General features: G+C 58.9%; 12 protein-coding genes and 1 pseudogene. 4 read left to right on the top strand and 9 right to left on the bottom strand.

What is annotated here, in order from left to right; genetic code table 11:
• The 7 genes from DBR24_RS05430 to DBR24_RS05400 form a co-directional block, all read right to left on the bottom strand.
• A partial coding sequence (locus tag DBR24_RS05430) for a calcium-binding protein (protein WP_146188962.1) occupies positions 1 to 1,255 on the bottom strand: 1,255 nt, incomplete at its 3' end.
• 263 nt (positions 1,256 to 1,518) lie between these two features.
• On the bottom strand, positions 1,519 to 2,832 hold the full coding sequence (gene flgE, locus DBR24_RS05425; RefSeq protein WP_128614136.1) for a flagellar hook protein FlgE: 1,314 nt from the start codon (positions 2,830 to 2,832) through the stop codon (positions 1,519 to 1,521).
• Between the two features lie 30 nt (positions 2,833 to 2,862).
• On the bottom strand, positions 2,863 to 3,582 hold the full coding sequence (gene flgD / locus DBR24_RS05420; protein ID WP_123466952.1) for a flagellar hook assembly protein FlgD: 720 nt from the start codon (positions 3,580 to 3,582) through the stop codon (positions 2,863 to 2,865).
• Between the two features lie 15 nt (positions 3,583 to 3,597).
• Positions 3,598 to 4,041: a flagellar basal body rod protein FlgC gene (flgC, locus tag DBR24_RS05415; protein ID WP_128614135.1), complete on the bottom strand. Its 444-nt coding sequence runs from the start codon at positions 4,039 to 4,041 to the stop codon at positions 3,598 to 3,600.
• Positions 4,042 to 4,044: 3 nt separating this feature from the next.
• A complete protein-coding gene (gene flgB / locus DBR24_RS05410) occupies positions 4,045 to 4,455 on the bottom strand; it encodes a flagellar basal body rod protein FlgB (protein WP_128614134.1) in 411 nt (136 codons plus the stop codon).
• 371 nt (positions 4,456 to 4,826) lie between these two features.
• Positions 4,827 to 5,654: a protein-glutamate O-methyltransferase CheR gene (gene cheR / locus DBR24_RS05405; RefSeq protein WP_007963053.1), complete on the bottom strand. Its 828-nt coding sequence runs from the start codon at positions 5,652 to 5,654 to the stop codon at positions 4,827 to 4,829.
• Positions 5,655 to 5,700: 46 nt separating this feature from the next.
• Positions 5,701 to 6,633 (bottom strand): chemotaxis protein CheV, encoded by a 933-nt coding sequence (locus DBR24_RS05400; protein ID WP_041074300.1) that lies wholly within the window; start codon positions 6,631 to 6,633, stop codon positions 5,701 to 5,703.
• An 82-nt stretch (positions 6,634 to 6,715) separates the two neighbouring features.
• Between DBR24_RS05400 and flgA the strand changes: the two genes are divergently transcribed.
• The 4 genes from flgA to DBR24_RS05380 all read left to right on the top strand — a co-directional run bounded on the left by flgA (position 6,716) and on the right by DBR24_RS05380 (position 9,319).
• Complete coding sequence (gene flgA, locus DBR24_RS05395; protein WP_123466957.1) at positions 6,716 to 7,477, top strand: flagellar basal body P-ring formation chaperone FlgA; 762 nt, start codon at positions 6,716 to 6,718, stop codon at positions 7,475 to 7,477.
• 160 nt (positions 7,478 to 7,637) lie between these two features.
• Positions 7,638 to 7,964, top strand: coding sequence for a flagellar biosynthesis anti-sigma factor FlgM (flgM, locus tag DBR24_RS05390; protein WP_123466959.1), 327 nt, complete (start codon positions 7,638 to 7,640; stop codon positions 7,962 to 7,964).
• Between the two features lie 48 nt (positions 7,965 to 8,012).
• The gene (locus tag DBR24_RS05385) at positions 8,013 to 8,480 is read left to right on the top strand and encodes a flagella synthesis protein FlgN (protein WP_123466961.1); all 468 of its coding nucleotides are present in this window, start codon (positions 8,013 to 8,015) and stop codon (positions 8,478 to 8,480) included.
• A 92-nt stretch (positions 8,481 to 8,572) separates the two neighbouring features.
• On the top strand, positions 8,573 to 9,319 hold the full coding sequence (locus DBR24_RS05380; RefSeq protein ID WP_123466963.1) for a flagellar brake protein: 747 nt from the start codon (positions 8,573 to 8,575) through the stop codon (positions 9,317 to 9,319).
• A 236-nt stretch (positions 9,320 to 9,555) separates the two neighbouring features.
• Here DBR24_RS05380 and DBR24_RS05375 read toward each other — a convergent pair whose 3' ends face one another.
• Positions 9,556 to 10,926, bottom strand: coding sequence for an MFS transporter (locus DBR24_RS05375; protein WP_128614133.1), 1,371 nt, complete (start codon positions 10,924 to 10,926; stop codon positions 9,556 to 9,558).
• A 69-nt stretch (positions 10,927 to 10,995) separates the two neighbouring features.
• Positions 10,996 to 11,255 (bottom strand): annotated as a pseudogene (locus tag DBR24_RS31510) (glutamine synthetase); the annotation flags it as partial.

The raw sequence follows: 11,255 nt of genomic DNA, 5'->3' as shown, positions 1-11,255 counted from the left end.
GGCTGGTCAGGTTGGTGCGAATCTCGTCGTCACCGCCTCCCGCCAGTTCGACAACCCCGGCCGTACCCGCACCATTGATGATGTAGACGTCGTTACCGGCACCCCCGTAAAAGGTGGTGCTGCCGGCGGTCACGGTGAACACGTCAGCCTGGGCCGAGCCGTAGAAAGCTTCTATGTTGCTGAAGGCATCCCCTTGCGCATCGCCACCGCTGCCGGTGCCGGCTGAGTTCGCCACCGTCAGATTGACGCCCTGTTCCGAGCCGGCAAAGCTCAATGTGTCGAAACCATTGCCGCCATCAAAGGTGGTTGCCGCAGCATCGCTGACAAAATTGTCGGCGTAGCTGGAACCGCGAATCACCTCGATGCTGCTGAACGTGTCGCCTGTGGCAATGCCGGTATGCACGCCGGTCTTGAGGTTGACCGTCACACCGACACCCGAAACGATATCTTCATAACTGGCCGTGTCGATACCCGCGCCGCCAATCAACTGGTCGGCCCCGGCGCCCCCGATGAGCACGTCGTTGCCCGCGCCGCCGGTAATGATGTTGTCCCCGGCATTGCCACGCCCGGTGAAGTTACCGGTACCGGTAAAGGTCAGGCGCTCGATTTCGCCGCTCATCCCCATGCTGGCCTGGTTGGTACGAATCTCGTCGTCGCCGCCTCCAGCCAGTTCACCAATAGCCATGGAATCTTTGCCATTGAGGATATACACATCGTTACCGGCGCCGCCGTAGAGCGTCACGCTGCCGGAGTTCACGGTAAACACATCGGCATTGGCAGAGCCGGTGATGACCTCGATGTTGCTGAACAGGTCGCCCTGGGCGTCCCCTCCCAGACCGCTTCCGGTGGTGCCATTGACGGTAATGTTCACGGCCTGCTCGGACGTGGCGTAGCTCAGAGTGTCATAACCACCGGCACCGTCGAAGGTATTGGCCTCGGCATTACCGACGAAGTTATCGCTGTACACCGTGCCCCGGAAGGCTTCGATCCCGACGAACGTATCGCCCTTGGCCAGACCGGTGTTGACGCCAGTCTTCAGGTTGACGGTGACGCCCACCCCCGAATTGTCATCCTCATAACTGGCCGTATCGATGCCGGCACCGCCAATCAGTTGGTCGGCACCCGCGCCGCCGATCAGTACGTCATTGCCATCGCCACCATTGATGATGTCGTCACCGGCAAGCCCGCGTATCTGATCGTCTCCTGCAGTACCCATCAAAGTATCTGCACCATCAGAACCATAAATTACAGCCATTACATCTTCCTTGTGTGGGTTGGAAACTACGGTGAAACCTTGTGCGAAAGCTTCCTGAATTCCTTGTTGCCGAACGATGTCCTGGCTCAATGAAGCAAATCATATGAAGTTTTGACGCGTAACTTTCTTTGGGCGTGCGGAGTGCAAGTTTCAAACCAACAACCCGACGAACGGTGGGTTATTGAAATTTTGAATTTCCCCAGGGTAAAAAAAAACCGACGCCCAAGGCGTCGGTTTTCAGTGGCAGAGCGGTTTCGACACAATCAGGTCATCTGAATGATGGTCTGCATGATGGTGCTCTGGGTCGAAATGGTCTTGGCGTTCGCCTGATAGTTGCTCTGGGCCTTGATCAGGTCCACCAGTTCATTGGTCAGGTTCACGTTCGACTCTTCCAGCGAATTCGACACGATCGACCCCAGGGTGCCGGTCTTCGGCGCATCAACACCCGCCACACCCGAAGCAAAGGTTTCCTTCCAGCGAGTACCGCCAATCGGCTGCAGGCCTTGCTCGTTGGCGAAGCTCGCCACGGCTACCTGACCGATCGCCTTGGTCTGCTGGTTGCTGAAGTTGGCGGTCATCACACCGGTCGAGTCGATGGTCAGGCTGGAAATCTGGCCAGTCGCATAACCGTCCTGGTATTGCGCCGTACGCGCGGTCGGCGAGTTGAAGGAGGTGGTCAACGACATGTTGAACGCGATACCGGTCGGGTTAGCCTTGGAACCGTTCGGCCCCCAGGTCACAGGCGTGGTCGCCGGATTGGTCACGACACCTGGTACCCAACCGGTCATGGTCAGGGTGTTGCCGGCCTGGGTCCAGCCAGCACCTGCCGTCACGGTATTGATGGTGCCGTCAGAGTTGAAGGTGATGTTGTGGGTCAGCGGCGTCAGGGTGTTGTTGGCCGGGTCCGATGGCGTACGACCATCCATGTAGGTGTAAACGCTCCAGGCATTGGTACCCGTTTTCACGTAGTACTGATCCATGCGGTGCTCGTTACCCTGAGTGTCAAAGACCGGCGTGGAAATCAGCTTGTTATAGCTGTTCAGATCGGTGGGACTGAACGGCGCCACGGTAGGTTTGACGTCCTCCGAGTTCAGGTTCATGGTCTGGTCGATCTTGGTGGTCGCGTTCGGCTTGAGGGACGAGGTGTCGATCTTCAGGTCGGTCAGCACACCGGTCATGATCTTGCCGTTGGCATCGACGCCATAACCCTGCAAACGGTTGCCGTTGTTGTCGACCACGTAGTTTTCAGCATCGGTCTTGAACGCACCGGCACGGGTGTAGCTCAGGGAACCGTTGTCGCTGAGGATGAAGAAACCGTTGCCCTGGATGCCCATGTCCAGCACGTTGCCGGTGTTGTTCACGTCACCCTGGCCAAACTGCTGGGAAACGTTGGCCAGACGCACGCCGTTACCGACGGTCTTGCTGCCGGTGCCCAGGCGGGTGGCCGAGTACACGTCTTCGAATTCTGCACGGGACGCCTTGAAACCGGTGGTGGCCACGTTGGCGATGTTGTTGCCGGTGACGTCCAGTTGCTTGTTGGCAGCATAGAGACCGCTAAGGCCGATATTGAAAGACATATTCCACTCCTTTGTGCCGGTTAGTCGGCTCTATATACCAATGGTTTGTACTTTGGACAGCGCGACGCTGCCCAGGCCCGCCAGGTTCAGCATCAACTCACCGCCGGTCTGGCTGATGGTCACGCTGTTGACGGTGGCCGGCAGATACGTGATCAGCGAGGTGGCCTTGCCGTCGTAAGTGGCGCTGGCAGTGAACGTGTAAGTGCCCGCGGCCGCGACCGCACCGGACGCGTCCTTGCCGTCCCAGATGAAACTGGCGTTGCCGGCCTTCTGGGTGCCCATGTCGATGGTGCGCACGACTTTGCCGTCGGTATCCTTGATGGTGACCGAGACAGCGCCGGACGCCGGAACCACCACAGAGCCATTGAAGCTCTTGCTGGTGTCGACCACGGCCTTGTCGGTCTGAGCGATGACCGAGCGACCGACCAGCGACGACGCCTGCAGGGCCTGCGAGGAGTTGTAGTTGCCGGCGATGCCACTGACGGTGGTGTTCAGCGTGGTGATGCCTTCCAGGCTGCTGAACTGCGCCAGTTGCGCGACGAACTCGCTGTTGTCCTGCGGATCGAGCGGGTTCTGGTTTTTCAGCTGGGTGACCAGCAGTTGCAGAAACGCATCTTTGCCCAGGGCCTGCTTGCCGGTGGCGCTATTGGTGGCTGCAGCCAGGCCGCCGGTGGTCGTCCCGGTCTTGACCGAAGAATTGGACAGGACGTCCTTGATATTCACGCCGCTGGTGGAATCGGAAACACTCATGGCAGTCGCCCCTTATTACTGACCGAGGGTCAGTACCTTCTGCATCATGGTTTTGGCGGTGTTCATCATTTCGGCGTTGGTCTGGAACGAACGGCTCGCGGAAATCATGTCAGCCATTTCTTCCACCACGTTGACGTTCGGGTAGTAGACGTAGCCCTTGGCGTCGGCGGCCGGATGGTTCGGCTCGTAACGCGCTTCGAGGTTGCTCTGGTCTTCGACCACACCAAGCACCTGCACGCCTTGACCGGCAGCGTCCTGACTCTGGAACAGCGAGTTGCTGCCGCCGTTCTGGCCGCCCTGGAACATGGTGGCGAACACCGGGTGACGGGCGCGGTAGGTCTGGTCGATGCTCGACGAAACGGTTTCGGCGTTGGCGATGTTCGAGGCCACGGTGTTCAGACGCGTGGTTTGTGCGCTCATGCCGCTGCCGGCAATGTTGAAAACGCTGGACAGGGACATGGATTACTCTCCGCGCAGGGCTGACACCAGCCCTTTGAATTTGCTGTTGAGCAGGGTGAAGCTGGCCTGGAAGCCGACCGCGTTTTCCGCGTAGTTCGACTGCTCCAGTTGAGCGTCCACGGTGTTCTGGTCGATCGAAGGCTGCATCGGCGTGCGATACATCAGCGATTCGTCGCCATTGCCCAGACCTTCGGCCTCGATGTGACGGCTGTTGGTCATGTTCAGGGCAAACGTGCCACCGCGTTTGGTTTTCTCGGTCTGTGCTTCGAGCACTTTGGAGAAGTCCAGATCCCGCGCCTTGTAGTTCGGGGTGTCGGCGTTGGCGATGTTGTTGGCCAACACTTCGGCACGCTGGGCGCGGAAGCCCAATGCCTGTTCGTGAATGCCGAGCGCTTTGTCGAAGCTGATGCTCATGTCGGGAACCTTCAGGTGACCGGTTTTTCGTACCTGAGCTTTAGCAAGCACCGTGCCAAACAGAAGAACCCCCGTAAACCGGGGCCTGGCGGGGGATCGGCAATGCGGCAATGCCAGAAAAGCGGCAACCGGTTTCCGCCGGATGCCGCTTTTCTGCCGCTTGCCCCCCTCTCTCACCCACCAATGCCCTCTGTAGGAGTGAGCCTGCTCGCGATAGCGGTGTGTCAGGCGCCGATGATGTTGGATGTATTACCGCTATCGCGAGCAGGCTCACTTCTACAGGGGGTTTGGGGTGAATTGAGACTGAATGCCAGGCACAAAAAAAAGGGAGGCCTTTTAGGGCCTCCCGTTTTTTGTGTTGCCGCAGCCAATCACTTCGCCTGGTAAATGATCCCCGGGCTGCACTGGACCATCTGGTAATGATCCGGCAAACCGTTCAGCGCTTCGGAAGCGCCAAGGAACAGATACCCGCCCGGTTTCAGCGTGCTGTGAATGCGCAACAGGATGTCTTTCTTCACCTCGGCGGAGAAGTAGATCAGCACGTTGCGGCAGAACACGATGTCGAACTTGCCCAGACTGGCGTAGCTGTCGAGCAGGTTGAACGAACGGAATTCCACCCGGTTCTTGATCGGCGCCTTGATCACCCAGCGCCCCGGCCCTTTCGGGTCGAAGTAACGCTGCAGACGGTCGGCGGACAAGCCGCGACCAATCGCCAGGCTGTCGTACTCGCCGGTCTTGCAGTTGGTCAGCATGCTGCCGGACAAATCCGTGGCAACGATCTGCACGCCCATCTTCAACTGGCCGAGGTTGCTGCGCTCGAACTCGTCGATCGACATCGACAGCGAATACGGTTCCTGACCCGACGAGCACGCCGCCGACCAGATCCGCAGACGCTGGTTGGGGCTGGCCTTGATCGCCTCGGGCAGCACCTTGTTCTTCAAGACTTCAAACGGATAGGTGTCACGAAACCACAGGGTTTCGTTGGTCGTCATGGCATCGACCACCTGCTCGCGCAAACCGCTGCGCGGCTGGGTCTGGATGCGCTGAACCAGCTCACCCAGGGATTTGATGCCTTGCTGCTCCATCAGTTTGTTGAGACGGCTCGAGACCAGGTACTGCTTGTTTTCACCGAGCAAAATGCCACAGGCTTTTTCCAGGAAGACCCGGAACTGTTCGAAATCCAAATTACCCGTAGACAATGATGCCGCCTCTTAAATCGTGTTGACCGCCAGGGGCAAAGCGCCCCTAGCTGATATCTGCTGCTTTGATCCGGTCGACTACCCGGGATGCCAGGTCATCAGGACGGAATTTGGCCAGGAAGTCATCGGCACCGACTTTCTTGACCATCGCCTGATTGAATACCCCCGACAACGAAGTATGCAGGATGATATGAAGCTTTTGCATGCGTGGATCGCTGCGGATTTCCGCCGTCAGGGTGTACCCGTCCATCTCCGGCATCTCGATGTCGGAAATCATCATCAGGAACTCTTCTTCCGGCTTCTTGCCCTCGTCGACCAGCTTGCGCAGGTAGTCCAGCGCCTGCTTGCCGTCGTTCAGCGCCACCACTTCGACGCCGACCGTCTGCAGGCAACGCGTGACCTGCTTGCGCGCCACCGACGAGTCATCGACCGTCAGCACGCGCAGCGACAACGCCTTGCTCTGGGTTTCGACGTCGACCACACCCACCGAAATCGCTTCCGGTGTCGGCGCCACTTCCGCCAGCACTTTCTCGACGTCGATGATTTCGACTAACTGATTGTCCACTCGAGTCACAGCGGTCAGGTAGTGATCGCGACCCGTGCCCTTGGGTGGCGGATGGATCTCTTCCCAGTTCATGTTGACGATGCGCTCCACCGAGCGAACCAGGAAACCCTGGGTCTTGGTGTTGTACTCCGTAATGATCACGAACGGACTGTTCTTGTCTTTCAACGCCCCGGAACCGGTCGCCATTGCCAGATCGAGGATCGGAATGGTTGCCCCCCGGATATTCGCCACCCCGCACACGACAGGACTGGACTTGGGCATCAACGTCAGCGACGGGCATTGCAGCACTTCCCGCACCTTGAACACGTTGATTCCGTAGAGCTGCTGACCGTCGAGACGGAACAACAACAGCTCCAGGCGATTCTGCCCTACCAGTTGCGTGCGCTGGTTTACCGAATCCATTACACCAGCCATGCCCAGACTCCTACACCAACGCCAAGTGTTGTTGCGACGCACATTCATTGCTAAACGGCACGGCGCTTGCTTTTTAACTCGTATGAACGCTCAAACGACATTTTTCCGACGCCTGACATCTTCCCTTCGCAGAGGGCTTTGCGCGGTGTCCGCCGTTTGCTTCTTTTTCGCTGGCAGCCCTGCCATTGCTGATGCGGTTACCTTGCCTGACATGCTTATCGGCGTCACTCAGGGCTTTCTTGAGTTCACCGTAGAAGACTATCTGGCTACCAGTCAAACGGAAGGCCGCTACGAAATCGAAGTAAACCAGCTCGACCCCCGCATGCACATGCCTATGTGCGACAAGGAATTGACAGCCAGCCTGGAGAGTCCGGCACGTCCGTTGGGCCGGGTAACGGTAAAGGTTCGCTGTGAAGGCACCTCGCCCTGGACCGTGTTCGTGCCCGCTCAAGTCCGCCTGTTTCGCGAGATTGTGACCACCACTCGGCCGCTCAAACGCGCCGGCATTATCGAGCCGCGGGACGTGACCTTGCGCGAGCGCGACGTCAGCCTGATCAATCAGGGATTTCTGACGTCCGTAGACGAAGCGATCGGGCAGAAATTGACCCGACCAACGGTCGCCGATCAGGTGATTACCCAAGTGCACCTGGAACAGGCAGAAGTCATTCGCAAGGGCGATCAAGTGGTCATCATCGCCCGCAGCGGTACGCTGGCTGTGCGAATGCCGGGCGAAGCCCTGTCCAACGGCGGTTTGAAGGAGCAGATCCGGGTGAAAAACCTCAACTCCCAGCGGGTCATCAAGGCGCAGGTCATCGCGCCCGGCCAAGTGGAAGTGGCCATGTGAACCACTGAGCAGAAAACTGGCGCCGACCTCGCCACTTCCCTAAACTGTGCCGCAGCAGGACACGCGCCGGTACATGAGGCTCATTGCCAAATGGGCCTAAAGTTTTCCAGGGGATGGCCGAAAACATGGCAAGCGTCCAAATTCCCAGAGGTTTTTTATCATGGTCATCGATTTCAGCCGTTTGAACAGCTCCTCGTCACTTACAGGCAGTACGCGTACCAGCGCGCCGAAGGAAACCGTTGAAAACGGCACTTCTGCACCGCTGAATACCCCGGCCGAATCGGCCAGTACCGCAAAAAGCGGGGAATCGGTACACCTCAGCAATGAGGCTCAACAGTTGCAGAAGGTCACTGACAAGCTGCGCGATCAGCCTGCTGTCGACAAAGCCCGTGTGGCCGAGTTGAAAGCCGCGATTGCCGATGGCAGCTATAAAGTCGACAGCAACCGTGTAGCCAGCAAACTGCTCAACTTCGAAGCCCAGCGCTAGGCCACCGCCAGCGCGAGGCTTTTGGACGCTTAGAAACCAAGGCCAGCCATGCACGACACTAATTTATTGCAACTGATCATCGACGACTTTGCTCCAGCTCAACAATTGCTGGAGTTGCTGCAAAACGAGTCCCTCGCCTTGCACGGTCGCGACATGCCACTGCTGGAAGAAATTCTGGCGCGCAAACAGGCATTGATCATTCTGCTCGAACAGCATGGCCGCAAGCGCAGCGAAATCCTCGCCAGCCTCAACCTGCCGACCAATCGGCAGGGTCTTGAGCAATTGGCCAGCCAGTCGAGCATCGGCGATCAATTGCTCAGTCAAAGTGATGTCCTCACCGATCTCATTGCCCAATGCCAGGCGGCCAATGTCAACAATGGCCAATCGATCCTGGTCCAGCAGGCTGCCACAGCCAATCAGCTGAAGATCCTCACCGGTGGCGAGCCGCCAGCGCTCTACGACGCCAGCGGAACCTTCGCCAAGCCCGTCAAGCCGCGTACGTTCAGCCAGGCGTGAGCCATTCGATGGGCCCGCACTATCAACACGTGAAGCATGCTGGCAAAATGCCGGCTAGTCATCGTCAAATTTTGTCTGGAGATTGAGAAAACGTGCCAAACGCCCTAAGCGCGGATGATGCTCCGCAGCCACCAAAGGTGCTGACCACGCCCCTGGAAATCTCCAGCAACCTGCGCCAACTGCAAGAGAGTCATGATCCACTGATCATCACCTTCCATGAACGCAGCCAGCGCTTCCAGAGTTATTTGATCAAGGTTGACCGCGACAGCGCCTCGATCGCCCTAGACGAGATGATCCCGCGCGATGGCGAACGCTTCCTGCTGGCCGGCGAACCGTTCAAGGTCGAAGGCTTTCACGAAGGCGTGCGCATTGCCTGGGAATGCACCGGCAGGCTGAACATCGAAGAGTCCGATGGCGACCGTTTCTACACTGGCGACTTGCCCACCGAAGTGGTTTACCACCAGCGCCGCAATGCCTTTCGCGCAGCGCTGAAACTGACCGATCTGGTCAGCGTCGAACTGGGCGGCGAGAAGCTCAAGGCGCCAATCAACGGCAAATTGCTGGATATCTCCGCGACCGGCTGCAAGCTGCGTTTCGAAGGTGACATCACTGACCGCCTGCAACTGGGCCAGGTCTATGACCGGCTGATCGCTCCGCCGCTGTTCGGCAACCAGCCGACCTCCGTCGAACTGCGCTATCTGCACTTCGAAGAAAAACTCAACATCACCTTCGCCGGCCTGCGCTTCCACAACATCAGCGGCCCGGCGGCGCGTAATGTCGAGCGCTTCGTGTACCAGTTGCAGCGTGAGGCACGGCGTTTCGATAAGGACGACCTCTGAGTCGAACGCACAATGAAAAAGGGCAGTCCTTGGCGGGACTGCCCTTTTTTTTGCGCTGAATAAATGCTCGGCAGGACATTCTGTGGCGAGGGGATTTATCCCCGTCCGACTGCGCAGCAGGCGTAGGACCATTCAGCGCAGAGCGTCATAAAGATGTGATTGCCGGGCTTCAGGGCCGCTTCGCAGCCCAACGGGGATAAATCCCCTCGCCACAGATTTCCATCCCAGCTCAACTGTCAGGGCCTGGCACCACTGATGTCCGGAGCAGGTTTATCGCCGCCGTCATCCGGGTTTGCAACGGGCTCAGATTCAGGTTCTTTGTCCGGCTCAGGCTCAGGCGTCACCGTCGTCTGCATCTGCTCCTGCACCACCTGCTCATCCACCCGCGGGTCAAGCGCGGCGACCAATGGCGAGCTGGACATGCTGTCCGGCATCGCCACGTGATGCAGCGGCGCGTCGTCGACCTGGTGCAGATTGGTCACCGCTTTCGGACGAATGCGCCACACCAGCACCAGCGCAAAGAAGCTGAAGAACGCATACAGACTTTGGCTGCCGAACAGTTTCATCAGCACACCTGCCAGCAGCGGGCCGATACTTGCGCCGACCCCGTAGGTCACCAGCAGCATCGCCGTCAGCGACACCCGACGATCACCTTCGACGTGGTCATTGGAGAACGCCACGGCCAGCGGATAAAGGCAGAACTGCACCAGCGAACAGAGGAAGCCGACCACGAACAGCACCTCCAGCGGCACCTGCGGCAGGATCGCCAACGGCAATGCCGCCACCGCGAGAAACCCGGCAAAGCAACGAATCAGCAGCGCCCGGTCGTAGCGGTCGGACAACCAGCCCAACGGCCACTGCACCAGCAGCCCGGCGAAAATGCAGCTACCCATGAACAGACCGACCTGCTCGGTCGACAGCCCCTGCTGCGAGGCATACAGCGGCGCCAGACCGTAGAACGAACCGATGATCAGACCGGCCCCCAGCACCGTGCTCAACGACTGCGGCACGCGCTTGATAAAGAAGCGCGGTTCCATCGGCGCCGGATGCAGCGGCGCCGGGTGAATTCGCCGAGTCAGCGCCACCGGCACCAGACACAGGGCGAAACACAGCGCGACCAGCATCAACAGCTCCAGACCCAGGCCTGGGTGCATGACCAGAATCAGTTGCCCCAGCACCAGCCCCAGATAGGACGCGATCATGTAACCGCTGAATACCAGGCCACGCTGGTTGGCGTCGGCCTGCTCATTGAGCCAGCTCTCGATCACCATGTACTGGCACATCATGCCGAGGCCGACGATGGTCCGCAGCACCAGCCACGCCGGCAGCCAGTCGACCAGACCATGCCCGAGCACCGCCGCGCCGACGATCCCGGCACACGCCGAATACGCGCGGATATGCCCGACCCGGGCGATCAAGCGGTGACCGATCTTGCCGCCCAGCACCAGGCCAAAATAGTTGGCCGCCATCAGCGCACCAACCCACAGTCCGTCGACATGGTCAGCGGCCAGGCGCAACGCCAGATAAGTAGATAAGAGGCCCGAGCCGATCAACATCATCAGCGAGGCGAAATACAGCGCTCGAAAGGATTTCCAGATTTGGCGCATCGGCGTTCCGAGCGGCTCCTTGCAGTAAAGACCGGACTATCAAAACGATAGCCCGGTGGCGACAGTACGTCAGGCCTGGGCTGCTAGAACACGCCGTTCCCAGGGAGTGATTTCGTCAAAGAAACTGGTCAACTCCATGGTCTTCGAAGCGATGTAGCCTTCGATGAACTCTTGTCCGAACAGTTCCCTCGCCAATTGGCTACGTTTCAGACGCTCGAGTGCGGCATGCAAGGTACACGGCAGCGAAAGATTGTCCGGCACCTCGAACTCGCCCTGAATCGCTTCGGTCGGTTCGAGTTCATGCTCGATGCCATGCAAACCGGCGGCCA

The organism is Pseudomonas sp. HMWF006 (assembly GCF_003061205.1).
Taxonomy (GTDB): Bacteria; Pseudomonadota; Gammaproteobacteria; order Pseudomonadales; family Pseudomonadaceae; genus Aquipseudomonas; species Aquipseudomonas monsensis.
This window is presented reverse-complemented; position numbering and strand designations above follow the sequence as displayed.

Bases quoted from the DNA above. Each gene is read 5' to 3' on its own strand.
- flgE (WP_128614136.1), bottom strand. From the start codon at position 2,832: ATGTCTTTCAATATCGGCCTTAGCGGTCTCTATGCTGCCAACAAGCAA.
- flgD (WP_123466952.1), bottom strand. From the start codon at position 3,582: ATGAGTGTTTCCGATTCCACCAGCGGCGTGAATATCAAGGACGTCCTG.
- flgC (WP_128614135.1), bottom strand. From the start codon at position 4,041: ATGTCCCTGTCCAGCGTTTTCAACATTGCCGGCAGCGGCATGAGCGCA.
- flgB (WP_128614134.1), bottom strand. From the start codon at position 4,455: ATGAGCATCAGCTTCGACAAAGCGCTCGGCATTCACGAACAGGCATTG.
- DBR24_RS05400 (WP_041074300.1), bottom strand. From the start codon at position 6,633: ATGGCTGGTGTAATGGATTCGGTAAACCAGCGCACGCAACTGGTAGGG.
- flgA (WP_123466957.1), top strand. From the start codon at position 6,716: ATGAACGCTCAAACGACATTTTTCCGACGCCTGACATCTTCCCTTCGC.
- flgM (WP_123466959.1), top strand. From the start codon at position 7,638: ATGGTCATCGATTTCAGCCGTTTGAACAGCTCCTCGTCACTTACAGGC.
- DBR24_RS05385 (WP_123466961.1), top strand. From the start codon at position 8,013: ATGCACGACACTAATTTATTGCAACTGATCATCGACGACTTTGCTCCA.
- DBR24_RS05375 (WP_128614133.1), bottom strand. From the start codon at position 10,926: ATGCGCCAAATCTGGAAATCCTTTCGAGCGCTGTATTTCGCCTCGCTG.